Source organism: Methylorubrum salsuginis (assembly GCF_900114375.1).
GTDB classification, from domain to species: Bacteria; Pseudomonadota; Alphaproteobacteria; order Rhizobiales; family Beijerinckiaceae; genus Methylobacterium; species Methylobacterium salsuginis.
Genome location: NZ_FOSV01000001.1, coordinates 134,356 through 161,117, shown reverse-complemented (window position 1 = coordinate 161,117; position 26,762 = coordinate 134,356). Strand labels below are relative to the sequence as shown.

Below are 26,762 nucleotides of genomic sequence, written 5' to 3'. Positions count from 1 at the left end.
AACTCGCCCCATTCAGCCTTCGGCTCAGCCGAAGGCTCTTGCGGTCGCGCGCCGGGCGGCGGATCCTGGCCCGATGCGCTTCGATCTCACCGATCTCCGCCTGTTCCTGCACGTGGTCGAGGCCGAGAGCATCACCCACGGTGCCGAGCGGGCCGGCCTCGCCTTGGCCTCGGCGAGCGAGCGCATCCGCGGGATGGAGCTCGACGGCGGCGTGCCGCTGTTGGAGCGTTTGCCCCGCGGGGTTCGTCCGACCCCGGCGGGGCAGGCGGTGGCGCACCATGCCCGCACGGTGCTGGCCCAGCTCGAGCAGATGCGCGGCGAACTTGGCCAATATGCCCGCGGCCTGCGCGGCCATGTCCGTCTGCTCTCGGTGACGGCGGCGATCGCCGCCTTCCTGCCGGAGGCGCTCTCGGACTTCCTCGCGGCGCATCCCAGCGTCGACATCGATCTGGAGGAGCGCACCAGCCGCGAGACCGTCGATGCCGTGGCCGGGGGGCTCGCCGATCTCGGGGTCGTGGCCGACACCACCGAACTCGCCGACCTGGAGACGCGCAGGCTGCGCCCCGACCGGCTCGTCCTCGTGGTGGCGCAAGCGCATCCCCTGGCGGCGCGGGAGGCGATGCCCCTGCGCGAGGTGCTGGACGAGCCCTTCGTGGGCCTGAGCCACAGCCGCTCGCTCCAGACCTATCTGGCCGGCCACGCGGCGCGGGCGGGCCGTCCGTTCAAGCTGCGGGTGCGGCTCAACGGGCTCGACGCGGTCTGCCGCATGGTCGCCCGCGGGGTCGGCATCGCCATCGTGCCCGAGGCGGCGGCGCTCCGCGCCCGCGAGACGGCGGCGATCCGCATCGTGCCGCTCAGCGACCCCTGGGCCTGCCGTCACCTCGTGCTGGCCGCCCGCAGCTTTTCGGGGCTGCCGGCCCATGCGCGCCAGCTCGTCGATCACCTGACCGCGGAATCGGCCGGCTGATCCCCATCGGCGATGGCCCGCGCGACGGCGCGGCGGTCTTTCAGAACCGCGCCGGGTCGAGTTCGAAGGTCGGCGGCAGCGCCTCGAACCATTCGCCGTAATAGGGATCGCGCGGCAGTTTTTTCGCCCAGCGCGCCCGAAAAGCGGCGTGCTCGGCCGGATCGACGGTGCGGGCGCGGTTGCGGCTCTCGTAATGGTAGAGCTGGGCCTCCGCGCAATAGACGCTGCGCAGGCCCCGCTCGTAGAGGCGCAGGCACAGGTCCACGTCGTTGTAGTTGACGGCAAATCTCTCGTCGAAGCCGCCGACCGCCTCGAAATCCGCGCGGCGCACCATCACGCAGGCGCCGGTCACCGCGAGGTAGTTGCGGTTGCCGGCCGTCGAGAAGAAGTGGCCGGGGTCTTCCCGCGGGTAGGTGCGGCGGGGATGGTCGGGCGTCGCGTCGATCACGCTGACGCCGACATGCTGCAACTCGCCGGTCTCGAACAGGAGTTTGGCCCCGACCGCGCCGACGCCGGGGATGAGGAGAAGCGCCAGCATCGCCTCGATCCAGTCCGGGGTGATGACCTCGACGTCGTCGTTGAGGAAGACCAGCACGGTGCCGGTGGCATGGCGGGCCCCGAGATTCATCTTGGCCGCGACGTTGAACTCCGGCCGGTCCCACGTCACCGCGCGGGCGCCGTGGCGCGCGAGCGCGGCTTTCGTGCCGGGTCGCAGGTCGCCGTTGTCGACCGCGACGATCTCGATGGATTCGTAGGTGCTGGTGTCCCGGATACTGGCGAGGCAGGCGGCGAGCAGATCGACCGTTTTACCCCGCACCACGCTGTCGCGCCCCGCCGTGGGGATCACGATCGAGACCAGCGGGCGTTCCTTGAGCACGCGGCGCAGATGGAAGCTGCCGGCGAACGCCGTGGGGCGGACGACATCGAGCCCGCCGGTGCGCCGCGCCCGGTCTTCGAGCGCGCGGACCGCGGCGGCCACCACGTAGCCCTTGTTGTCCATGGCCTGCGCGGTCGAGCCGGGGATCGCCCGCCAGTGGTAGAGCACTTGAGGCACGTGGCGCACGTGGCGCGCGTGCTCGGTGTAGCGCAGCACGAAGTCGTAATCCTGCGCGCCCTCGCATTCGGCCCGGAAGCCGCCGATGCGCGCCACGATGTCCATCCGGTAGAGCGCCAGATGGGCCGTGTACATGCAGGCCTCCAGCGTCTCGGGCGACCAGTCGGGCTTGAAGAACGGCTCGTAGCGCTCGCCGTCGACCGTGATCTTGTCCTCGTCGGAATAGACGAAATCGGTCTCCGGGGCGTCGTTCAGGGCTGCCACCAGGGCGAAGAGGGCGTGGGGGGGAATCGTGTCGTCGTGGTCGATCAGGGTGAGCCAGTCGCCCGTGGCGAGCGCCAGCGCATCGTTGCTCGCCGCGACGATGCCGCCGTTTTTTTCGCGCGTATGCAGGCGCACCCGCGGCTCCTCGGCGGCGAGGCGCGCCAGCATCGGGGCGATGTGGGGGGCGGTGGACGCATCGTCGCACAGGCACAGCTCCCAGTCGGGGTAGCTCTGCGCCCGGATGCTGGCCAGCGCCGCCGCGAGATAGGGCGCGGGCGTATTATAGACCGGCATGACGATGGAGATGCGCGGGCGGATCGCGAAGCCTTCGATGGCCTCCCGCATCGCCTCCGGGCTCGGCAGGGCCGGCCGCTCGACCCGCTCGATCCAGGCGGCGTAGGAGGCGGCAGCCCGGCGCGGCCGGGCGCTGTCCCAGAAGGCCCGCCACAGGGCGGCGGGCGGGCGCGACAGGGCGAGCCGGGCGAGATTCGGGATCAGGGCGGCGGGGCGGCGCTCATGGTCGGGCAACGGCCTGAGGAGCCGCCGGGCGATCTCGAACGCGGCGCGGGGCCCGCTCAGGGGTTCGAGGCTGGCGCGCGACAGCCGGAACCGGCCGCTGGCGGCCAGCGGATCGAGGCGCAGGCCCCGCACCCGGCGCGGCAGGCGGATCAGGTCGTCAACGCCGCCGTCTTCCCGCCATTCGAGGCGCAGGGCCGCATCCTCGCGAAACCCCGACCCGTCGTCGACGTAGAGCAGCGGGACGAGCTTGGTCGTGCCGACCGGTTCGAGATCGAGCCGCAGCCGCACCCAGCCGCCGGTGAGGCGGAACCGAAACAGCCGCCCGCCCCCGGGGCGGGTGAGGCGGAACTGCGGATCGGCCCCGGTCGAGCGCCACAGGCCCTCGCCCTCCGGCTCCAGCTGTCCCTTCGGTTCGATATGACAGGCGATCATGCCGGCCGGGTTAGCCTCTCGCGAGGTGAACCGCGAGCCAGATCGTCGGATCGGCGGTCGCCTCGACCCGGTGGCGGCGATGCGCGGCGATCCAAACGTGGTCGCCGGCCGTCAGGTTCAGGGGCGCGGGCGTGTCTTCGAAGCGCAACGTGGCGGCGCCCGCGAGCACCGCGACCCACTCGTCCTCGTCCTGATCGTACCAGAAGCCCGGCGGGCTCGCCTGCCCGCGGGAGACGATCCGCTCGATCCGCGCGCCGGGCGCGGTCAGCAGCGTGGCGAAGGCCTCCTCGGCGGCGCCCTCCGGCGGCAGGTCGGCGAACAGGTTGGACATGTCCTGACTCATCCGCCTCGCCCCCGTGATGCCTCGGCCTGCCACCGATGCGGGCCCGGCGGCGTTGAGGGACACGCACGCACCGCCCGGAAGCCGCGCCATGCCCGACAGAGATCCCCCGCCGCTCCCGCCCGCCGACCCGGATGCGGGCCTGCCGACCCCGCCGAGCCCCGGCCGGGTGCCGCCGCCGCGGTTGCCGCCGGAGCCGGCCCCCAAGGAGGACGAGGCGGGTGGTAAGGACGGCGCCGCTTGAGTTCGTTGGCCCGGCCTCAGCCGCGCGCCGCGAGCAGTTCGTCGAGACGCTGCCGCGCCTCCTCCGAGGGACCCGCGAGATAGTCCGAGGCGGCCGCGACGAGCGCATCGATCGTCGCGTCCGGCAAGGCGGCGGTGATGCGCTCATTCTCGGCCTTCGCGGATGGACGGGCGATGTTGAGCAGGGTGAGGGCGCTTCGACGCCGTTCGGCCCGCTCCCCCATCTCGAAGGGACGACGGAAGACCGGATTGCGCTCGTAATCGATGTTCAGGGCCTCGATCATCTCGTGAACTCCTGGTGGCAGCGAAACGGGGTCCCCCCGCAGCTCGATCATCCGCCCGAGCATCGAGAGGAGTCGATCCCGCCGGTCGGGGCTCTGTCCCACGACGGTGGCGACGATCCGAATCAAGTTGTCCGCGCGGACGCCGCCCTTCCCGAGGATGCCGATCAGCATATCGGAGGCGTTGCCCCGTTCGAACAGAGAAGTCACGTCGACGGTCCGGAACTCCGTGACGGGAATGCGGACCTTCCGGTCTCCGACCCAATCCTCGATCACCCAGGCCCGGGGGGCCTTGCCGACGAGAATGACGTCGGAGCGGATGCGGGCGGCGGCATCGACCTTGTTGCGGACGAACACCCAGTATTCCAGCATCCGCCGGAACATGTCGGGATCGCGCGAACGCCGACATCGTGAAGGCGAACTGCGTGTCGAGCCGTTCCACGATGTCGGGCAGGCCGAAGACCGTGTTGAAGGCCTGCGCGTCGGCGGTGCATTCCCGCAGCAGGGCATCGGCGTTGCCATCCGTCGGCGGGAACGGAGCGATCTCGTCGGGCGCAGACATCACCGCCCTACCGCCGCCCGAACAACCGCTCGATATCGGCCAATCCCAAACTCACGAAGGTCGGGCGGCCGTGGTTGCACGAGCCGGAGAGCGGGGTCGCCTCCATCTGGCGCAGGAGCGCGTTCATTTCCTCGGGCTTGAGGCGCCGCCCGGCGCGAATCGAGCCGTGGCAGCTCATGCGGGAGAGCAGCGCGTCGAGGCGCCGGCTCAACGGATCGGGATCGCCCGCGCCGGCCGGGCCGCCCTCCTCGACGCCGCTGGCCTCCAGCGCGTCGAGCACGTCGAGGACGAGGGTCTTCACCGAGCCGCCGGCGAGCGCCGCGGGGACGGCCCGCACCAGTACGGCGCCGGGGCCGAAGGCCTCCAGCGACAGGCCGAGCCGCTCCAGTTCGGGGGCGGCCTCGACGAGGCGGTCGGCGGCCTCGGGGGGCATCTCGACCACGTCGGGGATGAGCAGGCCTTGGGCGAGCACGCCGCCGCCGGCCCGCTCGGCCTTCAGGCGCTCGTAGACGAGGCGCTCGTGGGCGGCGTGCTGATCGACCAGCACGATGCCGTCGCGGGTCTGGGCCACGATGTAGGTGCCGTGGATCTGGGCCCGCGCCGCGCCCAGCGGATGGGCCTCGGCCGCTTCCGTCTCGGCTTCCGGCCGCAGATCGGCGGAGGGGGGCGCGAGATCGGACGGGGCGTGATCGTGGGTGAACGCCGCCTGCGGCGTCTCGGCGAAGCCGGAGCGGTCGGTCGCCGCGGGCATCGCGGACGCGGGCGCGCGCCAGCCCGAGGGGGCGGCGAGCGAGGGTCCGGAGAACAGGGTGCGGGCCGGGCGCGGCATCAGGCTCGGGGCGGCGGCACCGGTATGCACCGTAAAGCGCCCCTCCCCCGCCGGCGCGCCGATCCCCTGCGCCCCCGACCGCAGGGCGTCGAGGGCGGCTTGCGCTCCCGTCGTGGACGAGCGGGCGCCGGCCCGGCGCAGGGCCTCGTGGATCGCGCTGACGACCAGCGCCCGCACCAGCCCCGGCTCGCGGAAGCGCAGTTCCGTCTTGGCCGGATGCACGTTGACGTCGACGAGGCCGGGCTCGCAGGCGAGGTAGAGCGCCAGCACCGGATGGCGGTCGGAACTCATCGTGTCGGCATAGGCCCCGCGCACGGCACCCAGCAGCAGCCGGTCGCGCACGGGGCGTCCGTTGACGACGAAGTGGATATGCGTGCCCACGCCCCGGTGGAAGGTCGGCAGGCCGACATGGCCTTCGAGCGAGAAGCCCTCGCGGGCCATCGACAGCGGCACGGCATTGGCCGGGAAATCCGGCCCGAGTACGCTGCCGAGCCGGCGCAACAGGGCGGCCTCGCCCCCCTCGTTCTCGGCCGGGAACACGGTCGGGCTGCCGCTCTCGGTGCGCAAGGTGAAGCGCACCCGGGGCTGGGCGACGGCCAGGCGCCGCAGCACCTCGGCGATGGCCGCCGTCTCGGCCCGGTCGGATTTGAGGAACTTGAGCCGGGCCGGGGTCGCGGCAAACAGGTCCGTCACCTCGATGCGGGTGCCCTTCAAGGCCGGCGCCGGCCGGACCGGGCCCTTGGCCCCCGCTTCGACCAGAAGGCTCACGCCCTCCCCGTCCGCGGTGCGCGAGGTGAGGGACAGCCGCGAGACCGCCCCGATCGAGGGCAGGGCCTCGCCGCGGAAGCCCAGCGAGCCGATCCGGGTCAAGTCGCCGTCGGGGAGCTTGGAGGTGGCGTGGCGCTCGACCGCGAGCGCGAGGTCGTCCGCCCCCATGCCGATGCCGTCATCGACGACGCGGATCAGGCGCCGTCCACCCGCCTCGATCGTCACCTCGACCGAACGCGCGCCCGCATCGACGGCGTTCTCGAGCAGTTCCTTGACGGCCGAGGCCGGCCGCTCGACCACCTCGCCCGCGGCGATGCGATCGACCAGGATCGGATCGAGCCGGCGGACGCCGGCACGCGGCGGCGGAAGGGCGGAGGCGGCGGACATTTCACGCGAGAATATAGGCTGTGCCGACCCGGCTCGATAGGCGGCGAACCCGCCGCCCACCGCCTATCCCCGCGGCAGCATCCGGTCGCTGATGATGCGGCGCTGGATCTCGCTGGTGCCCTCGAAGATCGTGGTCAGCCGGGCGTCGCGCCAGTAGCGCTCGATGCGGCGCTCGGTTGTGTAGCCGTTGCCGCCGTGAAGCTGCATCGCCTGATTGGTCACCTTCACGGCCATCTCGGTGGCCAGAAGCTTCACCGCCGCCGACTCGCTCTCGGCGGGCAGGCCCTCGTCGAGCAGATGGGCGACCTGTTGCCAGTAGGCGCGGGCCTGGGCCACTTCCGCCGCCATGTCGGCCAGCGCGAAGCGCAGGGCCTGGAACTGGCCGATCGGCCGGCCGAACTGCTCGCGCTCCTGCAGGTAGGCGGTGCAATCCTCGACCGCCGCGCGGGCCACGCCGACGGCGCGGGCCGCGGTGTGGACGCGGGCGATGTTCAAGCCGCGCTGGACCGAGGCGAAGCCGCCCGCATCCGCATCCGCCCCCTCGTCGCCGTAGAGGCCGGTGAGGCGGTCGCGCTCGGGCACCCGCACCCGGTCGAGCGTCAGCTCGAAGGTGAGGAAGCCGTGGTAGCCGATCTTGTCGATCACCGTGCCCTGCATTCCCTCGGGGAAGGTGCCGGGCTCCTTGACGACGAGGAAGGGTTCGAGCCCGGCCGAGCGCGATTCGCCGGGCTCCGGGTCGCGCACGCGGGCGAGCACCTCGATGAAGTCGGCGCCTTGCGCGAAGCCCGCCCAGCGCTTGGTGCCGGTGAGGTACCAGTGGTCGCCCTCGCGCACGGCCCGGGTCTGCACCCCGGCGAGATCCGAGCCGGCTTTGGGCTCGGACAGCGCGATCGAGCCGATCCATTCGCCGCGCGCCGATTGGCCGAGCAGCGCCTTGCGGCGGTCGTCGTCGATCGTCTGGGTGCCGAGCCCCTGGCCGCGGGCGAGGATCGAGCCGGTGGAGAGCCACGCGCGGGCCAGTTCCTCCGAGATCAGGCAGTACTCGAAGACGCCCAGCCCCATGCCGCCGTACTCGGCGGGGATGGTGATGCCGAACCAGCCCTTCTGCGCCATCGCGTCGATGAGCGAGCGGGGCATCTCGCCTTTTTGCGGATCGAGTTCGTCGGCGAGCGGCAGGATGACGTCGCGGGCGAACGTGCGCGCCTCTTCTTGGAGGGCGACGCGGCGGTCGGTGCGCCAGGGCGAGAGCAGTTCCGGCGGGCGCGGCTCCATCGTCTCGGGCTTGCCCATCGTCCTTCCTCTCACGGCACAGGTTGCTCGTGGGAGCCGAACGTTCGAGTCGGCAAAACGTTCGCGCAGGCCGCGAAATCCTGCCGTCTTGCGGGCTTGCGCCGCGGGCGCGCCGCCCTCAGAACGCGGCCATGCTGCGCGTCAACGATCTCTCCTACCGCATCGGCGAGCGGGTCATCCTCGACTCCGCCACCTTCGCGATTCCCGACCGCGCCCGCGTCGGGCTGGTGGGCCGCAACGGGGCGGGCAAGACCACCCTGTTCCGGGCGATCCTCGGCGAACTCCCGGTCGATACCGGCGCGGTCTCGGTGCCGAAGGGCATGCGCATCGGCGCGGTGGCGCAGGAGGCGCCCGCCGGCCCCGAAACCCTGCACGAGGTCGTCCTCGCCGCCGACACCGAGCGCGCCCGGCTGATGCGGGAAGCCGAGGGCGCCGAGGGACTGGCGCGGGCCGAGATCGAGACCCGGCTCGTCGATATCGGCGCCCACTCGGCCCCGGCCCGGGCGGCGGCGATCCTGCACGGGCTGGGCTTCGATGCGGCAGCCCAAGCTCGCCCCTGCTCGGACTTCTCCGGCGGCTGGCGCATGCGCGTGGCGCTCGCCGCCGTGCTGTTCTCCGAGCCCGACCTGCTGCTGCTCGACGAGCCCACCAACTACCTCGACATCGAGGGCACGCTCTGGCTCTACGACTACCTCGAAAAATATCCGCGCACGGCGATCATCATCAGCCACGACCGCGAACTGCTCGACACCAGCGTCGATCACATCCTGCATCTCGACCGCGGCAAGCTCACGATCTACCGCGGCGGCTTCACCAGCTTCGCCCGCCAGCTCGCCGAGAAGAAGGTGCTTCAGGCCAAGGCGAAGGTGAAGCAGGACGCCGAGCGGGCCCATCTCCAGAGCTTCATCGACCGGTTCAAGGCCAAGGCGACCAAGGCGCGTCAAGCCCAGTCGCGGATGAAGCGGCTCGCCAAGATGGAGCCGATCGCGGCGCTGATCGAGGACGACGTGCCGGTGATCCACCTGCCGAGCCCGGAGAAACCGCTCTCGCCGCCGATCGTCGCGATGGAGCGGGTCCAGGCCGGCTACGGCGAGCGCATCGTCCTGTCGGGCCTCAACCTGTCGCTCGCCCCCGACGACCGGGTGGCGCTGCTCGGCGCCAACGGCAACGGCAAGTCGACCTTCTGCAAGCTGATCGGCGGGCGGCTGCCGCCGCTCGCGGGCGAGATGAAGCGCTCCTCGAAGATGGAGGTGGCGTATTTCGCCCAGCATCAGCTCGACGAGCTGCGCCCTTCCGAGAGCGCGGTGGCGCATGTACGCGACCGCATGCCCGACGCGCCCGAGGCGCGTGTGCGCTCGGCCGCCGCGCGGCTCGGCTTCCCCGCGACCAAGGCCGACACGCCGGTCGAAAAGCTGTCGGGCGGCGAGAAGGCCCGCCTGCTGATGGGGCTGGCCGCCTTCGACGGCCCCCACCTCCTCATCCTCGACGAGCCGACCAACCACCTCGACATCGAGAGCCGGCAGGCCCTGGTGGAAGCCATCAACGACTACGAGGGCGCGGTGATCCTCGTCTCCCACGACCGCTTCCTGATCGAGGCCTGCGCCGACCGGCTCTGGCTGGTGCGCGACGGCTCGGTGAAGACCTTCGACGGCGACATGGACGATTACCGCCGCCTCGTGCTCGCCGGGCCGGAGCGGGCGGAGGCTGCGGGAGACTCCACCGGCGGCCAGAAGGCCGAGGCGCGCCGCTCGGCGGTCGAGCGCCGGGCGGCTTTGGCGCCCCTCAAGAAGCGCCTCGACGGGATCGAGGCCAGGATGGGCAAGCTGTCGGGGGCGATCGAGAAGATCGACGCGGCGCTCGCCGACGGCACCGCCTTCCTCAAGGACGCGGCCAAGGCCGGCGACCTCGCCCGGATGCGGGCGGAGGCCGCCGAGGCGCTCGCCAAGGCCGAGGAGGAATGGCTGGAGGTGAGCGGCGCGATCGAGGGGGCGGCGTAGGGCCGGGCCGCATACGCTGCGCGTTGCCGTTGTGCGATAATCGGCCCATGCACGCGCGACCGACCCACCGCCACACCCTCACCGCCCATGCGAGGCGCCTCGTCGGAGTCGCCCTCGCGACCGCCGTGCTCCTTCGCAGCGTCGATCTGGTCCGGGCCCTCTCGGCCTCGGACGAGGGGCCACTCCTGGCCTATCCGCTCTCGGTGATCTTTCCCGCCCTGTTGGTGGTCGCCCTGATGCGCATGCCGCCCGCGGTCTCGCGCGAGGGAATCCTGATGCGGCTGGGCACCATGATCCAATGCGTGCTGATCGTGGCCCTGCCGCCGCTGGCGCTGCATCTCGCCCTCGGTCTGCCGGTCGTCTTCCTCGTCGTCGAGCTGTTCGAGACCCGCTGTCCGCCCGCCTTGCGCGACGCGCTCGCCCGGCGGGTCGTGGCATGATCGCCCTCGAACTGCCCGTCCCGGTCCTGTGGGCGCTGCGCTGGGCCCTGTTCCTCGGCCCGCTCGCGGCCTGCGCGATCCTCGTCCGCCGCGACGGGCACGACCGGCGCACCCTGGTCGGCTGCCTGTTCGCCTTCCTCTACGGGCTGGGGCTGATCTTCGGGACCCACATCCTCGCCGCCGCGATGGGCTGGTGGCGCTACGGCGGGCAGACCCTGATGCTGCAGGGCATCCCGGCCGACATCTGGATCGGCGGGGCCCTCCTGTTCGGGCCCGTCCTCTTCCTCGCCTTTCCGCGCACGAATCCCCTGTGGTTGCTGCCGCCGATCGTCGCCGGCCTGCACGGGCTGTTCTTCCTGTCGCTCCCGCCGCTGGTCCATCCCGGCCCCGGCTGGTTCCCGGGCGTGGTGACGGTGTTCGCGACGGCGCATCTGCCGGCCCTCGCCCTCGCGCGCTGGACGGCGCAGGACCGGCGGCTGCCCGAGCGGGCGGCGCTGCTGGCGCTCGGCTACGGCTTCCTCGCCTTCGGCGTCCTGCCCTGCCTGATCCTGCGGGCGATGGGGGGCGAATGGGACCTGGCGGGCCGCCCGCCGCTCCTGACGGCGTTCTGCCTCGTCCTCCTGGCGCCGCTGTTCGTGCTGGGCCTCTCCGCGGTCCAGCTCTTCGTGATGTACGGCGAGGGCACGCCGATCCCCCTGGACCCGACCCAGCGCCTCGTGCGGACGGGCGTGTTCGCCTACGTGACCAACCCGATGCAGCTCTCCACCGCGGCGAGCTGGGTGGTGATGGGGCTCGCCCTCGGCTCGCCCTGGATCGCCGCAGCGGCCCTGATGGCCTGGGTCTTCGTGCTCGGCATGGTGCGCTGGCACCACCGCCACGACCTCCTCGTGCGCTTCCCGCAGGGCTGGCCCGAATACCGGGCGCATGTGCCCGAATGGCGCCCGCGCTGGCGGCCGTGGATCCCCGAGGCGGCCCGCCTGACGCTCGATCCGGCCAGGCCCCTCCACCGCCGCCTGAAGGCGTGGCTCGCCCGCCGCGAGGCCGTCGGCCTTTCGCTCGAGCCGCTGCCCGGCGCGCGGCTCGTCTACGACGACGGCCTCGTACGCCTGAACGGCCCCCTCGCGGCCCTGAAATGCCTGGAGCATGTCCACTTCGCCTGGGCGCTGGTCGGCGCCGCCGGCCTGCTCGTGGGATGGCCGCTCGCCGGACTGCGCCGCCGCTGGCAGGCCCGGTCGCGCGGCAGGGGCGCGACGCACCATGCCTGAACCGGCCAGGCCTGAACCGGCCATGCCCGGACGCGCCTCTGGACGCATCGGACAGCCGCGCCGCTGGCTCCTCGGCGTCGATCATCTCGTCCGCATCAAGTTCGACCAGCTCGCCTTCTACGACGACCTGCGCCGCCGCCACGGGGACGTCGTCCGGCTGCGCCTCGGCCCCTACCGGTCCTGGCTGCTGTTCCATCCGGATCAGGTCGAGGCGCTGCTGACGCAGCACTGGGCCTCGTTCATCCGCTTCCGGCGGCTGACCGAGGTCGTCGCCCAGTGGAACGGCGACAGCCTGCTGCTCGCCGAGGGCGAGGCGTGGCGCGAGCGCCGACGCAAGGTCCTGGCGGCCTTCCAGACCCGGCGGCTGCCCGGCTACGGCGCGGTCGCGGTCGCTCATGCCGCCCGCCTCGCCGACCGCCTGACCCGGCAGATGGGCGAGGCGGGCACGGCGACCCTCGACACCGACGCGGTGATGGCGCGCCTGACCCTCGACATCGCGGCCGGGACCCTGTTCGGCGCGGACCCGCCCGAGAACGGCGACGAGATCGAGGCCGCCCTTCAGGTCCTCTCGGACACCGCGTTCCGCGAATCCACCGCGCCGATCCGGTTGCCCGACTGGCTGCCGCTGCGGGCCAAGCGCCGCAAGCTTTGGGCGATGGGCGTGATGGACCGGCTCGTGGTCGGGCTCGTCGCACGCGGGCTCGCCCGGCCGACCACGGACGGCGGCGACCTGCTGTCGATGCTGATCGCGCAGCATCGCGGCGACGCGCGCGCCGTGCGCGACGACGCGATGAGCCTGCTGATCGCCGGGCACGAGACCTCGGGCGCGCTCCTCTCCTGGACCTTCGCGGCGCTGGCGCGCGCGCCAGCATGGCGCTCCCGCGTCCTGCACGAGATCGACGATGGTCTCGGCGGGCGGCTGCCGCAGGCGGAGGACCTCGCCGGGCTCCCGCTGACCCGCGCCCTAATCGAGGAGGCGCTGCGGCTCCACCCGCCCGCCTACTCGCTCTTCCTGCGGCAGGCGACGCAGGCCGTCGATCTGGCGGGCGTCGCGATCCGGGCCGGCGACCTCGTCCAGATCGCGCCCTACGCCCTGCACCGGGACGGGCGCTGGTTCGCCGATCCCGACACCTTCGATCCGGCCCGCTTCCTCGGAAAGCCGACCTGGCCGCGCTACGCCTACCTCCCCTTCGGCGCGGGTCCGCGCGTGTGCATCGGTCAGAACTTCGCCCTGATGGAAGCCTGCCTCGTGCTGGCCACGCTCCTGCAGCGGGTGGTGCCGGAGCGCCTGGAGCAGGACCCCGTCCCCGATCCGAAATTTTCGCTGCGCCCGCGCGGCGGGCTGCCGATGCGCTGGAGGTCGCGCCGCGACAGCATCGGCCCGAAAGGTGGGAACCGGCTTTCGGACAGAGCCGATGAGGCACGATAAACGAGATCATCGGCCCGAAAGGTGGGAACCGGCTTTCGGGAAAGGACGATGCGGCCCGATGCTCTAATCTTGAATGAAGCGGTCGCGCGAAGGGGCGGGCGGGACGAAGCAATCGTCCTTGCGGCCGAACCACGCGTAACGGTTGTCGGCGACCCATCCGTAGAGGCGGTCCCGGAGACTGGCGGGGACCAGGGCGAACACGCCGAGCCAGCGCCAGGGGGCCCGCAGATGCCCGAACAGCGCCAGGGTCGCGGCCGACCGCAGGAGGGGCCGCCCGTTCTCGATCAGCAGGTAGGTGCGGTTCAGATCGGCGGCGTCGAGGCCGTGCCGCGCGGCCAGGGCGCGTCCCGTCGCCGACCACGCCCGGACGAAGACGAGGGTCGGCCGGCGCTCCCGCGCGAGCAGGAAATGCACCCATCGGCTACACAGGACGCAGTCGGTGTCGAAGACCACGACCGCGCCGCGTTCGAGATCGGCAAGGCTCGGACGATCCGGCATGGGCGTGGGGTCCAGGACATCGGCCCGAAAGGCGGATACCGGCTTTCGGAGAAAAGCCGACGCGGCACAAGAACCTAGCGCTTCGTCGGCGGCGTCTCCGCCCGCCGCAGCCAGATCGCGGAGGCGACCGTCAGCGGCTCCAGCGGTAGGGTCACGGCGCCCTGGCGCTTGCCCCATAATTCGATCCCGCCGAAGCCGACCCGGCGGACGGTGAGCCACGCGCCGAACGGAAACACCGTGTCGTTGCCCTCGCCCGCTCCGAAGCATTCCTCGAAGGCAATCGGATCGACCATCAGGGCGTCGTAGTGCGCCAGATGCGCCGCCATGCCGACCTTGGAGCGGAAGGGCCCGCGGTCGCGGTGGAAGGCGGCAAAGCAAGGCTCGTAGGCCGAGAGCGACAGGCGCAGGCGCCCGCCGATGCGGAGATACGGCGGGTTCGGCCCCTCGCGCCCGAATTGCGCCGGTCCCCAGCCGGCCTCGCGCATCAGCGAGTCCGCCAGCGTCACGGGCGACGGCGCGCCGCCCGCCGCCGCGCTGGTTCCAGGCTCGGCCACGCCGCCCTCGGCCATGTCACGCCCCTCGCCCCCCGCCCACGATGCGGGCGATGCCGGTACTATCCTGCATCGAACGCCGTCCGGCGACCGGATTTTTTTGCGAGCGCGACCCGGCCTCTCAAAACCCCCCGCCGGTCTGGTCGAAGTCGAGATAGGCGGTCTCGATCACGATCTGGGTGCGGCTGATGACTTCGAGCTTGCGCAGGATCTCGGAGACATGGGCCTTCACGGTCGAGTCGCCGACCTGAAGCTCGTGGGCGATCTGCTTGTTGAGCTTGCCCTGGCGGATCATCGTCAGCACCCGCATCTGCTGCGGCGTCAGCCGGGCGACGCGCTCGGCGAGCGGCGCTTTCTTGCTGCTCGGGCGGGCGGGGGCGGGGGGCGCGGCGCGGTCGGCCGGCATGAACAGGGCGCCCCCCAGGACCTCGGAGATGGCGCGGGTCAGCGTCGCCTTGTCGACGGCCTTCGGCACGAAGCCCGCCGCGCCGTGGCGCACGGCCTCGTGCATGATGCGCGGCTCCTCCAACCCCGAGACGATCAGGATCGGCACCCGGGGAAAGCGGGTGCGGATGGTGACGAGCCCGTCGAAGCCCGCCACCCCCTGCATGGTCAGGTCGAGCAGCGTCAGGTCGATCGCCGGATGGCGGTCGAGGATCTCGCAGGCCCCGCGGATGCCGTCGGCCTCGTGCAATTCGGCGCCGGGAAAGGCCAGCGCGATGGCGCTCGCCAGCGCCTCGCGGAACAGCGGGTGGTCGTCGACGAGGAGAAGCCGCAAGGCGCCCTCCCCCGTGCGCGGGGCGGCGTCGTTGCCGGGATCGGTTGCTGCGCTGGCCATCATGTCCGGGTCACGCCTTCCGGTGGGCCGATACGGCCGGTTGCCATCGCGAATCCTAGGACATTCCGGCCGGTCTGACTTCCCGTGCTTTCGTCCAATCGCCGTTTCGCGTCAGCCGCCCTCCCAGGCGAGCTGGCGCCGGCCCGGCCGGTGCCCCTCCGTCCCGGTCTCGCGAAAGCCGAGCTTGTGCAGCAATCCCCAGGAGGCGACGTTGCCGGGGCGGCATTCGGCCAGGATCGCCCGGCGGGGGAAGCGCGTCCGCAACAGGGCGAGGACGCCGCCCACCGCTTCGGCGCCGAAGCCGCGCCCGCGGGCGGCCCCCCCGACCCAGTAGCCGATCTCGAGGGCGCCCTCCCCGCGCAGATGCGCGCCGACGACGCCGGCGAGCGTCCTGTCGTCACGCAGCCACGCCCCGAGGAAGCGGTCGCGCCCGTGCCGCCCACCCGCGATCAGCCCCTCGGCATCCGCCAGGGTGAAGGGATCGGGCAGGAAATCGATGGCGCCGGTGATCGCCGGGTCGTCGGTGAGGCGGTGCAGGGCCGCCGCGTCGGCGCGCTCCAGCGGGGCGATGGCCAGCCGCTCGGTCTCGATCCGGGGCAGGTCGAGCAGGCTGTCGCCGCGGGCACGCCGAAAGAACATCGTCCGCATGTGGGGGCGGGCGCCGGAAGGGAAAGGCACGTCCGGAGCGCCGCCCTAATCCCGGCCCGGACTCGTATGCCAGCCGGGTGAAGCCGACCCTTGCCGGGATGTCGCGGGGGGGTGATGTGAGCGAACCATCGGCGCCGGGTTCCGTTGCCCCGACGAAGCGAGGTTCGATGTCCGATCCCACCTACACGCCCCAGTCGCCGATCGCCTGCGCCGTGCGCAGCGCCTGCCCGCGCTGCGGGCGCGGCCATCTGTTCAAGGGATTCCTGCAGGTCGCGCCGTCCTGCGACGCGTGCGGGCTCGACTTCTCCTTCGCCGACCCGGCCGACGGGCCGGCCTTCTTCGTGATGATGACGACGGCGATCCCCGCCGTCGCCTTCGGGCTGTGGCTGGAGCTGACCTACGATCCGCCGGTCTGGCTCCACTTCGTGCTCACGCTGCCCATCGTGCTGATCACCTGCACCCTGCCCTTGCGCTTCTTCAAGGGCTGGCTGGTGGCGAGCCAGTACGTCCACCGGGCGGAAGAGGGGCGCCTCGCCCGCCCGGCGCCGGCCAAACCGGGCTCGCCCGGGCCGGCTTGAGCGGGCCTCATACCAATCGGCGATGATCCTGACTCATCGCCGATTGCCCCCGCGACTGCGGGGCGGCGGGCGTCCGCCGGACGCACGGAAGGGGACCATCGGTCCTGTTCCGTGCCGCTTGGTATAATCCCGAACGAGAAAGGCCCGCCCCGTCGGAACGGGGCGGGCCTTTTCATGGGTTCCGCTCAGGCGGGGCTCAGTGCGCGCCCGCGGCGGCGGGGGCGTGCAGCACCATCTCGGTGAAGGGCGACACGTAGGCCTGGAGCATCACGAGGCCGCCGACGAGGCAGGCCAGGATGATGGAGTGCCAGAACACGAAGCGCAGGATCTTGCTCTCCTGGCCGAAATACCCGGTGGCGGTCGAGGCGACGACGATCGACTGCGCGTCGATCATCTTGCCCATCACGCCGCCCGAGGAGTTGGCCGCCGCCATCAGCACGCCGTTCAGCCCGAGCTGCTCGGCGGTGATCTTCTGGAGGTTGCCGAACAGCACGTTCGAGGCGGTGTCCGAGCCCGTCAGCGCGACGCCGAGCCAGCCGAGCAGGGTGCCGAAGAACGGGTAGAGGATGCCGGTGCCGGCAAACGCCAGACCCAGCGTCGCGTCGATGCCGCTGTAGCCGGTGAGGACGCCGAGCGCGAGCATCGCCACGATGGTGATGAGCGAGTAGCGCAGCACCCAGATCGTCTCGAAATAGGCGGTGATCAGGCGCAGCGGCGAGAAGCGCATGATGAAGCCGGAGATGATCGCGGCGAGCAGCACGCCGGTGCCGGTGTAGGACATGTAGGTGAAGGCGAAGACGGCCTTCTCCGGGATCGGCTTGTCGACGACCGGCGGCACCTTGAGGATGACGTTGTGCAGGCCGGGCACCTCGTACTTCCAGGTGAAGAGCGGATCGACGATGTCCTTGAACCACTTGGTGCCCCAGAAGCCGAGGATCACCGACAGCACGATCCACGGCACCCAGGCCATGAGGATCTCGGAGGACGAGGCGGTGCGGGTCGGCGAGACCGGGCGCGGCAGGTCGCCGGGCACGCCGGCGCCCAGCGACTTGGGGCTGTTGTAGCCGATCGACGGATCGTGGCCGCGCAGGGCCGGCGACGTCCAGATCTGGGCCGGCTGCCAGAACTTCAGGAACAGCACGAGGCAGCCCATCGAGATCAGCGAGGCGCCGATATCGACGATCCAGGGGTTGATGTAGTTCGAGATGGCGAACTGCGCGACCGCGAACGAGGCGCCGCAGACCAGGATCGGCGGCCAGATCGCGAACATGCCGCGGAAGCCGGCGAAGACCGCGATCAGCCAGAACGGCACGATCAGCGAGAAGAACGGCAGCTGCCGTCCGATCATCGCGCCGAGGATGTAGGGATCGTAGCCCGTGACCGAGGCCAGCCCCTGGATCGGGGCGCCGAGCGCGCCGTAGGCCACCGGCGCGGTGTTGGCGATGAGCGAGAGGCCCGAGGCGGCCAGCGGCGAGAAGCCCAGCCCGATCAGGATCGCGCCCGTGACGGCGACCGGCGTGCCGAAGCCGCCCGCGCCCTCGAAGAAGGCGCCGAAGGCGAAGGCGACGAGCAGGAGCTGCAGGCGCCGATCCTCGGTGATGCCCGCCACCGATTGCTGCAGCGTCGAGAACCAGCCCTTCTCCACCGTCAGGCGGTAGAGGAAGATGACGTTGAGGATGATCCAGCCGATCGGAAACAGGCCGCGAATGCCGCCGAACAGGGCCACGCGCCACGCGAGGTCGGCGGGCATGGTGAAGATGAACACCGCCACCGCCAAAGCCAGGATCAGCGAGAGCACGGCGGCGATATGCGCCTGGACCTTGCCGCTGGCGATCATGCCGAGCAGCGCGATGACCGGGATCGAGGCTGCGAATGTCGACAGCCACGCATTGTTGAATGGGTCGTAGACCTGGTTCCACGTCTGCATGGACGCGTCCTCCTCCACGCCCGGATTCTTGTGGCCCGGGCCTTGTCGAAGGGTGCTAGCAGAGCCGTAGGGTCCGCTCAACGCGTGGCATTCTGTATCCAGGGGAAGTGTCGTGGGTTTGCAACAGGTTAACGCCGGCCCGCGAATTTAACCTGCGTCAACCGGGTGCAGGCTCGGATACCGGGCGCCTGCCCGGGGTTCCCCCGCCGCGTCCCCCACGGGCGCGACGGCGAAGGAGCCCTTCCCATGTTCATGCGCGTCGATCAGTTGCAGGCCGAACTGCCCGCCCCCAAGCGCCGCGATCCCAACGCGGCGGCCGCGCTGCAGGAGCTGCTCGGCGGCAAGTACGGCGAGATGTCGACGCTGGGGAACTACATGTTCCAGAGCTTCAACTTCCGCAGCAAGGACAAGCTCAAGCCGTTCTACAGCTTGGTGGCCAGCATCACCGCGGAGGAGCTGGGCCATGTCGAGCTCGTCAGCAACGGCGTCGCCATGCTCAACAACGGGCCGGACGATGACGGCGACACGGGCGACGGCGGCGACATCTCGGGCGCGCCGTTCGAGGACATGAAGGACATCCGCCTGGCGGCGGCCTTCCTCTCGAACGGCGGCGGCGCGGCGCCGATCAACAGCAACGGCGCCTCGTGGAACAACGACTTCATCACCTCGACCGGCAACGTCGTCGTCGACCTCCTGCACAACTTCCATCTCGAATGCGGCGCGCGGCTGCACAAGCTGCGGGTCTACGAGACGCTGACCGATCCGACCGGGCGCGAGGTCTGCGGCTACCTCTTGGTGCGCGGCTCGGTCCACGCCCACGCCTACGCGCTGGCGCTCAAGAAGATCACCGGCGTCGAGATCGAGAAATTCCTGCCGACCCCGAACATCGACCTCTCGAAGATTCCCGAGAGCCAGAAGTACCTGCAGGAGGGCTCGCACCGCCGGCTCTACACGTGGAGCCCGAAGGATTACCGCGAGATCGCCGGCCTGTGGGGCAACGGCGAGCAGGCGCTGCCGGGCGATCCGCCGGGCGAACTGGAGGTGGTCGAGGGCATGCCCGATGGGGGCAAGATCCACCAGCTCACCGGCGTCCCCTCGGCCTTCACGCCGGACTACGCGCCCGAAGAGATGTTCGAGATCGCCCAGAAGCTGACCAAGAAGGCGCGCTGACGCAGGCCCGCTGACGCAGGCGCGCCGACGCCGAGGCCGGGGAGGCCCCTCCCCGGCTACTTCTTGGATTTCGCCGGCGCGGCCTTGGGTTCGGGCGGCGTCACCGTGCCGGCCACCACCCAGTGGCAGACCGCCGTCCCCTTGAGGGCGAGGCAGTCGTAGGCGCGCCCGCCGAGCGCGGCGTGGTCGGTGATCTCGGTCACCGTCGCGCGTTCGACCGTGCTGCAGCCGAGGTCGGATTTCGGATCGCGGATCGTCGCCAGCGCCTTGCCGGTGTCGCCCTTGGTGTCGCGCAGGAGGCTGCGGAGGTTGGCCAGGGACGTGCAGCCGATCACCGGCTCGGATGGTCCCTTGGCGGCCTTGTCGGGCGCCCCCTGTGCGGCAGCACCGGTGGCCGCGACGAGGACGACGAAGGGCAGAAAGCGGCGCATCGGAGCATTCCCGGACGAGGGATTCGATCTTATCACGCCCCCGTCGCGGCCGAGCGAGGGCGGGCGCCGGGCCGGTGCGCTCCCGCACGCTCGTTCACGCGCTTGTCACGCGCCGTTGCGCGCCGCCTGCCCCTTCAGCTTGGCGAAGCGCTTCAGCGCCTTGTCGCGGCGCAGGCGGCTGAGGCGCTCGGTCCAGAACACGCCGTCCAGCTGGTCGATCTCGTGCTGGAGGCAGGCCGCGCGCAGGCCGTCGGCCTCCTCCTCCCGCTCCACGCCGTCGAGGTCGCGGTAGCGGACGCGCACGCGGGCGGGCCGCTCCACCGGCTCGATCACGCCGGGCATCGAGACGCTGCCCTCCGGATGGGCGGCGCGCTCGTCCGAGGCCCAGGCCACCACCGGATCGACATAGGTGACGGCCGGCTCGTCCGGTTGGAGGCGGATCACCACGATCCGCTCGGGGATGCCGAGATGCGGCGCGGTCAGCCCCATCGCCCCGACGGCGCCCAGCGTGTCGAGCACGTCCTCGGCCAGCGCGCGCACTGCTTCGGGCGACAGCGCCATCGGCCCGGCCGGACGGTTCAGGCGGGGATCGGGATGGAAGACGAGCGGACGGACGGGCATGGCGAATTCCGGGGCCGGAGATCTTTGGGGCATGGCGAGGCGCGCCATCCCCTGCGGCGCGGTGCAACGCACATCCCCGATCGCGGGGGAAGACGCGAGGCCGAGTCGCACGGCGAAGACCGCAGGCGCCCCATGCGCCGGGCGAAGGGGGATTCGGCGGGGCGGCCCTCTCGGCTCTCACAAACGTTATTGCGAATCGGCCTGACAATCATGCCGCGGCGAGCTTGGCGGCAAGAAATGATAGGCTGATCCGTTCTCTTCCGCCGCGCTGCTCCGGCGTAAGCACGATTCCGTTACGAACGGCCAAGGTTGTGTCGACAAGAGGACAGCCGTGAAGAACCGGCGCGAGGCCGTGAAACCTTCGCACGGGTTGCAGGTTTGCCTCTTCGATCATACGTTTGCCCCGTCGATCGAAGGCCGGTCTTTGCGAGACCGTCCCGATATCCCGGACGGGATGCGGCTCCGGCACCACTCCCCTCGCTCGCTTCGACGATCGGGACGGCCTTGAGGCCGGGACGCAACCCGTGCGGCCCCCGACGACGGGGAAGGAGAGACCCGCATGAGCAACGGCACCGTGAAGTGGTTTGATGAGATCAAGGGCTATGGGTTCATCCAGCCCGACGACGGCGGCAAGGACGTGTTCGTCCACATCTCCGCCGTCCAGCAGGCGGGCCTGCGCGGCCTCGCCGAGGGGCAGAAGGTGACGTTCGACATCGAGAACGACCGCCGCAGCGGCAAGCCGGCGGCGATCAACCTTCAGGCCGCCTGAGGCGTATCCGGGGCACGCGCCTGTCCCCGCGGCGGTCGCGATTGATCGCCGATGTGCAGCAAATCGAAGATTTGCCGCAACAGGCGCGGAAATGTTACCGCAACCGCACACGGAACCTTGCATCTCTGTTGCGTGTTGCGGCGCACTGGTGCATCGACTGCGCCGGTTGCATAAGGCTCGCGCCGAGTCCCGGCCGCCCGGCACATTCTTCGGTTCGCGTGCTTCGCATCACGCGTGAGACATCCGGCGGCCGGCCCGATCAACACACGAGAAAGGCCATATGAGCGCATTCGACTTCAGAAACTTCGAGGATCGTCGTCAGAACTCCCAGGCCGCCAAGGCGGCCTTGCTCGAGAAATTCAAGGCCCGCCCGCCGTCGGACGATCCGGAGCTGGTCGCCAAGGCCCAGGCCCGCGCCGAAGTCGCCCGTGCCCGTGAGGAACGGGCCCGCGAGCGTGAGCGCACCCGCATCGAGGCCGAGCGCAAGGCCGCGGAAGAGAAGCGCCTGCGCGAGGAGGCGGAACTCGCCGCCCAGCTCGCCCGCGAGGCTGCCGAGGCGGCGGCCACGGCCGAGCGCAAGGCGGCGGAAGCCGCCGAGAAGAAGGCCGCCCGCGATGCCCGCTACGCGGCGCGCAAGGCCAAGGTGAAGATTCGCCGCTGACGGGCGGTCTTCACGCCAACCACGATCGCACGCGCCGGACGCTTCGAGCCCGGCGCGTTTTCTTTTGGCCTGAACACGACGGCGCGAGGCGCCGCCGTTCTCCGGTCAAACTACGCAATCCCAAGGGGATTTCGCCGGACGGCGCTTGGCAAGGCCGTTCTTTGGCGGCACCACTTCCCCAAAGACGCGGCTCCGTCGCGACCGAGGGAGAAGATCCTTGCGCATCATTCGGCGAATCGCCCGAGAGCAGGCCGGAACGCCGGTCCGGGGGCTCGTCCTGGCCGCGGCGGCCGGATTGTCGCTTCTGGCGACGAGTGCGCGGGCCGAGCCGCCGATCCGCAGCGCGGAGGACGCCTTCTGCCGCAGCGAGGCGAAGGCGCAGGTGTTTTCGGCGCCCGATCCGCTCAATCTCGGCCTGCACGAGATCGGCCGCCGGATCTGGGCCTCCTGCATGCAGCGCAAGGCCGGCGGCCCGGCGAAGAAGAGCCCGCGCCGACGGCGTCACCGTTGAGGCGGCGTTCCGTCATCGCGAGGTGAGGCGACGGGCGGGGATCGTTCCCCATCGCCTCGACCGACCGCTTCGAGAGCCCGATACGAATCGGCCTCTGCCGCGAACGGCAAAGGCCTGTGTCCGTGCGAGAAACTGGAAAAGATCAGGCGCCGAGGGGCGCGCCGATGCGGGCGCGCAGACGTGCGCGCAGGTTCTGGTTGGCGGGGCTGCGCTCGGCGTCGAGCGCCCACATCAGGCGCAGCAGCCGGCTGATCGGCAGGGCCCGGTCCTCGATCGCTTCGGTGACCTGCTGGTGCAGGGATTTCCCCGAGAAGGAAGAGGACGGCGCAAGCGTCTCGGCAGTGGTCGGCATCGAGTGCATCCCAAAAGCGGGCTTTGCCCCCCCGCGGGGCGGGCTGATAGACCGTTCCGGCGCGGATGGCCATAGGTTTGCCGGCTCGCGGTTACCCGCTTGCGTGCATGGTAGCCGCGCTCTTCACAGCTTCTTTACCGCGAGCGGCGAGCCGGCATAACCGTCGAGCAAGTCCTGCGGGTCGCGGTAGATCGCGATGCAACCGGCGGCCGAGAGATCGGCTTCGGGGAAGCCGCCGCAGAGGAGCCCGATGGTCCCGATGCCCGCCTTCCCGGCGGCTTCGGCATCGTAGGGCGTGTCGCCGACGGCGATCACCGCCGCCTTCGGTAGGTCCGGGAGCTTGGCCAGTGCCGCCTCGAAGATGTCCGGATGGGGCTTGGAGCGGTCGGCGTCGTCCGAGCTCGTCACCGCATCGACCAAGTCCTCGATGCCGAGAATCTTCTGGTAGTTCGCGACTTCCGAGGCCTTGCCGGATGAGGCGAGCGCGATCGTCAGGCCCTCGTCGCGCAGGCGGGTGAGGAGGTCGCGGACACCGGGAAAGGGCCGGACCCGGTCGAGGTAGCGCCGCTTGAACAGGTCGGAGCGGTAGCGCTCGATGGTCTCGCCCTCGCGGGCGAGGCGATCGGCCTCGACGAAGACCGGCAGGAGCTGGTCGCCGCCCTTGCCGATCTGGCGGCGGACCTGTGCCTCCTCGGTCTCGATTCCGAAATGCCGGAAGGCCTCGACCCAGGCACGGGCATGCTGATCGACGCTGTCGAGCAACGTGCCGTCGATGTCGAAGACGACGGCGCCTCGGGGGGATGCCACGGGCGCGCCGCTCAACGCGGAAAGATGTGCAGGCCGTCGTCGGGCAGAAGGTTGCGGGCCGGGCCGCCGGTCTGCTGGCCGCGGCCCTGCTGGTAATAGGGCAATTCCGGGCGCCGGTCGTTGTCGCTGCCCGAATCGTATTCCCACGGGGTGTTCCAGGGCGCGCGTCCGCTCACCGCCGGCACGGCCGGTCCCTCGAACACCGCCTCGCGACGCGGCCCGGCCTCGGCCGAGCCCGCGGCCAGGGACACGCCGAGGGTGGCGGCCAGCAATCCGATCGTCAGCGCGCGCATGGCTCTTCCTCGCGAGGCACCGCCCCAGGCGGGCAGCATGGATCAAACGGTCGAGCCTGCCCGGCGTTCCCGAAGTCGGCTCCCTCCGAAACGGCGAAGCCCGCCGTCCCCGGAGGACGGCGGGCTCTCGAACCGTACCTGCCGAAGGGCGGGTTCAGTGCAGGGACACGCCCTCGGCGGCGGTACGGGCCTTCGCCCGCGAAGCGGCCTTCGGCGCCGCCGCTTTGGCAGCGGTTTTGGCAGCAGCCTTGGCAGCAGTCTTGGCGGGAGCCTTCGCGCCCGCCGCGTCGGCCGATTTCGTCGCGGCCTTGGCAGCGACCTTGGCCGGCTTCACCGCCGCACGGGCGGCGGGGGACTTGGCCGCTTCGGTGACGCCGGCCAGCGCGTCCACGGGGGTGCGGATCGCCGACTTGGCGGCGCGGGGCTTCGACACCTTCGCCGCCTTCGCCGGGGCCGCCTCGGCCACGACCTCCGCCGACGCCGCGACGGTGCGGCTCAGCTCGGCCTCGGCCTGGAGCCAGTGGATCTCAGCCCGGCCGAAGCCCCGCCCCTCGTCTTCCCAGATGTAGTAGGCGCGCTCGCGCACCTGGTGCTCGCACAACGGCATGAAGCCTCCTGATGGTCGTCCGGCGTGAGGCCGAACGATGGGAGGCCATGGTTAAGGGGCGGTTAACGATCCCCGCCGATCAGCCCCGCGAGAGCCGCCGGTGGTTCGCCCGCACCTTGCGGCGATAGCCGGCGACCACCGCGCCGGTCGAGGCGCCGGCGGCGATCTGCATCGCCGCCTCGCCGGCGGCGAGGACCTTCTCGCTCACCATGCGCTGCGCCTCGGCCTGGGCGGCGCTGCCGCCCGCCGCGAGCTTGGCCAGCCGCAGGCCGATCACTGCCTGCGCCTCGAAGGCGAGGAGGGTCGTGTCGACCCCGAGCTGCCACCACGGTCCGAACATTCTTCTACGCGCTCCCGAAGCGCTTTCCGACGAGGCCGAACTCGACTTCGCCGAAAGAAAGCGCGTCAAAACATGGGGTTCGGGTCAGTCGAAGCTGCGGCCCTTGGCGGCCGAGCCGCCGAGGCTGATCTTCTTCGGAGCCGGTGCCGGCCGGCCGCGGCCGGTGGGGGCCACGGTGGGCTCCGCCGCCATGGGGGCGGCCTTCAGATGCGCCTGCCCGTGGATCACCGAACCGATCTCGCCGGCCGCCCGGATCAGATCGTCGCGCTCGCAGGCGCGGGCCACCTTCAGGCCGAGCTGGTGCATGTGGCTCTTGCCGTAGAGGTAGGTGGCGAGCTTCGCCCGGGTCAGCGCCGGGATCGTCTCCAGGATGTAGGGCAGGTCGTAATCGTCGGCGCGGTAGACCTCACCGAGCAGTTCGAGGGAGACCGGACATTCCGGATCGACGGTGGCGCCGGTGGTCGGGTGGGCCTGGCTCATGGGTCACCTGCTGGCGAGGGGTTGGACGATGGGGTGGCGTCCTCCGCCGCGGCCAGGGCCGCATGCGGGGGACGGGACGCACGCACGAGCGGGGCCGGCGCCTCGACCGGACGCGCGAGAAAGCGCGGATCGAGGCATCCGGCGCAGACCGAGGCGATCGCGATGCGGGCACGCCGGTCGGCGCGCTCCCAAACGGATTCGCGCCCCGAGTCCCGCCCCTGCCCGGCCGTCCGCCCCTCCCCCGATCCGGTCGACGCCTCGGGAGCCGGGTTGGGACGAATCCGCAGGTAGAGCGGTCCCTCCGCGCGGACAGCGGCGGGCATAGCCGAGAGCGCGGCGACGGCAAAGAGCGCGATGGCGCGGGGCCGCCCCCGCATCCGCGCCGCCCGATGGTCCCTTGCCTGTCTCACCGGATGCACCGCCTCGCCCTGGCATTCGCCGAATCCGGCGAGCCCATCGACGAGCATCCGGACCGGCAGCATCGGCCGGTATGGTAAACCGGACATGAAGGCCGGGACACGGCGGCGGCGCGGCGCAGACACGAAAAGGAGCCCGGCGCGGGGGCGCCGGACTCCGAGGTGATCGACGGCCGGGGGCCGTCGGGCCTGGGAAGGTGTCGAGACTTCCCGGATCCGCCCTGGGGCGGGCTCGATCGGTCTTAGTACGAGCCGAACTTGTAGTTGATGCCGGCGCGGACGACGGCGAACTCGGTGCTGCGGTCGCGGGCAGCGCCGCCGGAGACGAGGATCACGCCGGGGCTGTTGGTGTAGACGAGGCCGCCGGCCGGGGTCGCGCCGAAGGCGCCGGTGGTGCGGTTGCCGCGGTCGAGGTTCACGTACAGGCCTTCCACCTTCAGCGTCACGGCCGAGGAGCGGAAGAAGTTCAGGAACGAGTCGGTCGGGAGAGCGTACTCGATACCGCCGCCAGCGGCCCAGCCGGTGCGGAAGTCGTTGCTGGAGCCGTTCGGCAGGCCGAAGTCGCGGCCGCCGCCGGCGCCGTAGGCGAAGCCGCCGGTGCCGTAGACCAGGGTGCGGTCGAAGGCGTAGCCGAGGCGGCCGCGGACGGTGCCGAAGTAGTCGAGACCGGACACGCCGTTCGGGTTGAAGATCTGGGTGCCGGCCAGGAACGGCGAGGAGCCCGGGGCGACGGCGAAGCGGTTCCGGTCACGGCCGAAATCGACGTACTGGGCGTCGGCCTCGACGCCGACGACGAAGCCCGAGCCCGGCGTGAACTGGTAGTTGTAGCCGATCTGACCGCCGCCGACGAAGCCCTCATTGGCGTTGCGGCCGTTGCTGAAGCTGACCACCGCCGCGCCGGGGGCGGCGACGAGGCCGGAGGCACCGTTGACGCCGATCACGGTCGGGTCGCGGCGGTTGTCGTTGGTGCCGAAGCCGTAACCGGCGTTGAAACCGGCGTAGAAGCCGGTCCAGGTGAAGACCGGCACCGGCTGGAACACCGGCGGCGGGGCCATGCGGCGGGGAAGGTCGGCGGCCGAAGCCACGGCGGTGCCGGCGACGAGGGCGGTGGAAGCGAGGAGAAGGGTCTTCATGTCGGGTTCCTGCAAGTTCGGCGGGAGCCGGCGCGCCGCGCGCTCCGGATGTTACGGCCTGCAT

General features: G+C 71.2%; 31 protein-coding genes. 11 read left to right on the top strand and 20 right to left on the bottom strand.

Annotated features, from left to right (window positions below; all coding sequences use genetic code 11):
- Positions 1 to 73 precede the first annotated feature (73 nt).
- Positions 74 to 967 (top strand): LysR family transcriptional regulator, encoded by an 894-nt coding sequence (locus tag BM140_RS00765; RefSeq protein WP_091940984.1) that lies wholly within the window; start codon positions 74 to 76, stop codon positions 965 to 967.
- A 40-nt stretch (positions 968 to 1,007) separates the two neighbouring features.
- Here BM140_RS00765 and BM140_RS00760 read toward each other — a convergent pair whose 3' ends face one another.
- Both BM140_RS00760 and BM140_RS00755 read right to left on the bottom strand, forming a co-directional pair.
- Complete coding sequence (locus BM140_RS00760) at positions 1,008 to 3,236, bottom strand: glycosyltransferase family 2 protein (RefSeq protein ID WP_091940982.1); 2,229 nt, start codon at positions 3,234 to 3,236, stop codon at positions 1,008 to 1,010.
- A 10-nt stretch (positions 3,237 to 3,246) separates the two neighbouring features.
- The gene (locus tag BM140_RS00755; RefSeq protein WP_091940980.1) at positions 3,247 to 3,567 is read right to left on the bottom strand and encodes a cupin domain-containing protein; all 321 of its coding nucleotides are present in this window, start codon (positions 3,565 to 3,567) and stop codon (positions 3,247 to 3,249) included.
- Positions 3,568 to 3,667: 100 nt separating this feature from the next.
- Here BM140_RS00755 and BM140_RS25655 point away from each other — a divergent pair, with 100 nt between their 5' ends.
- Positions 3,668 to 3,820, top strand: coding sequence for a hypothetical protein (locus BM140_RS25655; RefSeq protein ID WP_165616359.1), 153 nt, complete (start codon positions 3,668 to 3,670; stop codon positions 3,818 to 3,820).
- 16 nt (positions 3,821 to 3,836) lie between these two features.
- On the opposite strand, the gene BM140_RS00750 is transcribed toward BM140_RS25655, so the two are convergent.
- The 3 genes from BM140_RS00750 to BM140_RS00740 all read right to left on the bottom strand — a co-directional run bounded on the left by BM140_RS00750 (position 3,837) and on the right by BM140_RS00740 (position 7,936).
- Positions 3,837 to 4,622: a hypothetical protein gene (locus BM140_RS00750; RefSeq protein ID WP_131803716.1), complete on the bottom strand. Its 786-nt coding sequence runs from the start codon at positions 4,620 to 4,622 to the stop codon at positions 3,837 to 3,839.
- A gap of 47 nt (positions 4,623 to 4,669) precedes the next feature.
- On the bottom strand, positions 4,670 to 6,646 hold the full coding sequence (gene mutL / locus BM140_RS00745) for a DNA mismatch repair endonuclease MutL (RefSeq protein WP_091940976.1): 1,977 nt from the start codon (positions 6,644 to 6,646) through the stop codon (positions 4,670 to 4,672).
- A 63-nt stretch (positions 6,647 to 6,709) separates the two neighbouring features.
- Positions 6,710 to 7,936, bottom strand: a complete 1,227-nt coding sequence (locus BM140_RS00740; protein WP_091940974.1) for an acyl-CoA dehydrogenase family protein — start codon at positions 7,934 to 7,936, stop codon at positions 6,710 to 6,712.
- 131 nt (positions 7,937 to 8,067) lie between these two features.
- On the opposite strand from BM140_RS00740, the gene BM140_RS00735 reads away from it, so the two are divergent.
- Genes BM140_RS00735 through BM140_RS00725 form a run of 4 tightly spaced genes read left to right on the top strand, consistent with a single transcriptional unit; the run spans position 8,068 to position 13,067 of the window.
- The gene (locus BM140_RS00735) at positions 8,068 to 9,933 is read left to right on the top strand and encodes an ABC-F family ATP-binding cassette domain-containing protein (RefSeq protein WP_091940972.1); all 1,866 of its coding nucleotides are present in this window, start codon (positions 8,068 to 8,070) and stop codon (positions 9,931 to 9,933) included.
- A gap of 47 nt (positions 9,934 to 9,980) precedes the next feature.
- Entirely contained in the window at positions 9,981 to 10,373 is a 393-nt protein-coding gene (locus BM140_RS25650; RefSeq protein WP_165616358.1) for a hypothetical protein, read from the top strand.
- Positions 10,370 to 11,638: a methyltransferase family protein gene (locus BM140_RS00730; protein WP_165616357.1), complete on the top strand. Its 1,269-nt coding sequence runs from the start codon at positions 10,370 to 10,372 to the stop codon at positions 11,636 to 11,638. Before BM140_RS25650 ends, BM140_RS00730 begins: the two co-directional genes overlap by 4 nt.
- Before the next feature lie 22 nt (positions 11,639 to 11,660).
- The gene (locus tag BM140_RS00725) at positions 11,661 to 13,067 is read left to right on the top strand and encodes a cytochrome P450 (protein WP_165616356.1); all 1,407 of its coding nucleotides are present in this window, start codon (positions 11,661 to 11,663) and stop codon (positions 13,065 to 13,067) included.
- A gap of 63 nt (positions 13,068 to 13,130) precedes the next feature.
- Here the strand turns inward: BM140_RS00725 and BM140_RS00720 are convergent, their stop codons facing one another.
- The 4 genes from BM140_RS00720 to BM140_RS00705 all read right to left on the bottom strand — a co-directional run bounded on the left by BM140_RS00720 (position 13,131) and on the right by BM140_RS00705 (position 15,593).
- A complete protein-coding gene (locus tag BM140_RS00720; protein ID WP_091940966.1) occupies positions 13,131 to 13,565 on the bottom strand; it encodes a thiol-disulfide oxidoreductase DCC family protein in 435 nt (144 codons plus the stop codon).
- A gap of 74 nt (positions 13,566 to 13,639) precedes the next feature.
- A complete protein-coding gene (locus BM140_RS00715) occupies positions 13,640 to 14,134 on the bottom strand; it encodes a hypothetical protein (RefSeq protein WP_244535226.1) in 495 nt (164 codons plus the stop codon).
- Between the two features lie 103 nt (positions 14,135 to 14,237).
- On the bottom strand, positions 14,238 to 14,954 hold the full coding sequence (locus tag BM140_RS00710) for a response regulator (protein ID WP_244535225.1): 717 nt from the start codon (positions 14,952 to 14,954) through the stop codon (positions 14,238 to 14,240).
- A 111-nt stretch (positions 14,955 to 15,065) separates the two neighbouring features.
- Positions 15,066 to 15,593 (bottom strand): GNAT family N-acetyltransferase, encoded by a 528-nt coding sequence (locus BM140_RS00705; protein ID WP_091941692.1) that lies wholly within the window; start codon positions 15,591 to 15,593, stop codon positions 15,066 to 15,068.
- A 176-nt stretch (positions 15,594 to 15,769) separates the two neighbouring features.
- Between BM140_RS00705 and BM140_RS00700 the strand changes: the two genes are divergently transcribed.
- Positions 15,770 to 16,180 carry a DUF983 domain-containing protein gene (locus tag BM140_RS00700; protein WP_091940962.1) on the top strand — a complete coding sequence of 137 codons (411 nt, stop codon included), beginning with the start codon at positions 15,770 to 15,772 and terminating at the stop codon, positions 16,178 to 16,180.
- A 196-nt stretch (positions 16,181 to 16,376) separates the two neighbouring features.
- Here the strand turns inward: BM140_RS00700 and BM140_RS00695 are convergent, their stop codons facing one another.
- Positions 16,377 to 18,107 (bottom strand): L-lactate permease, encoded by a 1,731-nt coding sequence (locus tag BM140_RS00695; RefSeq protein WP_091940960.1) that lies wholly within the window; start codon positions 18,105 to 18,107, stop codon positions 16,377 to 16,379.
- A 246-nt stretch (positions 18,108 to 18,353) separates the two neighbouring features.
- On the opposite strand from BM140_RS00695, the gene BM140_RS00690 reads away from it, so the two are divergent.
- Complete coding sequence (locus tag BM140_RS00690; RefSeq protein ID WP_091940958.1) at positions 18,354 to 19,277, top strand: manganese catalase family protein; 924 nt, start codon at positions 18,354 to 18,356, stop codon at positions 19,275 to 19,277.
- 56 nt (positions 19,278 to 19,333) lie between these two features.
- On the opposite strand, the gene BM140_RS00685 is transcribed toward BM140_RS00690, so the two are convergent.
- Both BM140_RS00685 and BM140_RS00680 read right to left on the bottom strand, forming a co-directional pair.
- On the bottom strand, positions 19,334 to 19,708 hold the full coding sequence (locus tag BM140_RS00685; protein WP_091940956.1) for a hypothetical protein: 375 nt from the start codon (positions 19,706 to 19,708) through the stop codon (positions 19,334 to 19,336).
- Between the two features lie 105 nt (positions 19,709 to 19,813).
- On the bottom strand, positions 19,814 to 20,329 hold the full coding sequence (locus BM140_RS00680) for a peptide deformylase (protein ID WP_091941690.1): 516 nt from the start codon (positions 20,327 to 20,329) through the stop codon (positions 19,814 to 19,816).
- 559 nt (positions 20,330 to 20,888) lie between these two features.
- On the opposite strand from BM140_RS00680, the gene BM140_RS00675 reads away from it, so the two are divergent.
- From BM140_RS00675 to BM140_RS00665, 3 genes are all read left to right on the top strand, one after another.
- The gene (locus BM140_RS00675; RefSeq protein ID WP_091940954.1) at positions 20,889 to 21,098 is read left to right on the top strand and encodes a cold-shock protein; all 210 of its coding nucleotides are present in this window, start codon (positions 20,889 to 20,891) and stop codon (positions 21,096 to 21,098) included.
- A 280-nt stretch (positions 21,099 to 21,378) separates the two neighbouring features.
- Positions 21,379 to 21,759: a DUF6481 family protein gene (locus tag BM140_RS00670; RefSeq protein WP_091940952.1), complete on the top strand. Its 381-nt coding sequence runs from the start codon at positions 21,379 to 21,381 to the stop codon at positions 21,757 to 21,759.
- Positions 21,760 to 21,976: 217 nt separating this feature from the next.
- On the top strand, positions 21,977 to 22,270 hold the full coding sequence (locus tag BM140_RS00665) for a hypothetical protein (RefSeq protein ID WP_425287029.1): 294 nt from the start codon (positions 21,977 to 21,979) through the stop codon (positions 22,268 to 22,270).
- A 142-nt stretch (positions 22,271 to 22,412) separates the two neighbouring features.
- Here the strand turns inward: BM140_RS00665 and BM140_RS00660 are convergent, their stop codons facing one another.
- From BM140_RS00660 to BM140_RS00625, 8 genes are all read right to left on the bottom strand, one after another.
- Positions 22,413 to 22,622, bottom strand: coding sequence for a hypothetical protein (locus tag BM140_RS00660; RefSeq protein ID WP_091941686.1), 210 nt, complete (start codon positions 22,620 to 22,622; stop codon positions 22,413 to 22,415).
- Between the two features lie 123 nt (positions 22,623 to 22,745).
- Positions 22,746 to 23,429, bottom strand: coding sequence for an HAD family hydrolase (locus tag BM140_RS00655; RefSeq protein ID WP_091940950.1), 684 nt, complete (start codon positions 23,427 to 23,429; stop codon positions 22,746 to 22,748).
- An 11-nt stretch (positions 23,430 to 23,440) separates the two neighbouring features.
- Positions 23,441 to 23,722 (bottom strand): hypothetical protein, encoded by a 282-nt coding sequence (locus BM140_RS00650; RefSeq protein ID WP_091940948.1) that lies wholly within the window; start codon positions 23,720 to 23,722, stop codon positions 23,441 to 23,443.
- A 154-nt stretch (positions 23,723 to 23,876) separates the two neighbouring features.
- A complete protein-coding gene (locus tag BM140_RS00645; protein WP_091940946.1) occupies positions 23,877 to 24,329 on the bottom strand; it encodes a DUF2934 domain-containing protein in 453 nt (150 codons plus the stop codon).
- Positions 24,330 to 24,408: 79 nt separating this feature from the next.
- The gene (locus BM140_RS00640) at positions 24,409 to 24,669 is read right to left on the bottom strand and encodes a hypothetical protein (protein WP_091940944.1); all 261 of its coding nucleotides are present in this window, start codon (positions 24,667 to 24,669) and stop codon (positions 24,409 to 24,411) included.
- An 84-nt stretch (positions 24,670 to 24,753) separates the two neighbouring features.
- Entirely contained in the window at positions 24,754 to 25,149 is a 396-nt protein-coding gene (locus BM140_RS00635) for a hypothetical protein (protein WP_091940942.1), read from the bottom strand.
- Positions 25,146 to 25,691 (bottom strand): hypothetical protein, encoded by a 546-nt coding sequence (locus BM140_RS25645; RefSeq protein ID WP_165616355.1) that lies wholly within the window; start codon positions 25,689 to 25,691, stop codon positions 25,146 to 25,148. Before BM140_RS25645 ends, BM140_RS00635 begins: the two co-directional genes overlap by 4 nt.
- 116 nt (positions 25,692 to 25,807) lie before the next feature.
- Positions 25,808 to 26,698: an outer membrane protein gene (locus BM140_RS00625; protein WP_091940938.1), complete on the bottom strand. Its 891-nt coding sequence runs from the start codon at positions 26,696 to 26,698 to the stop codon at positions 25,808 to 25,810.
- Between the last annotated feature and the right edge of the window lie 64 nt (positions 26,699 to 26,762).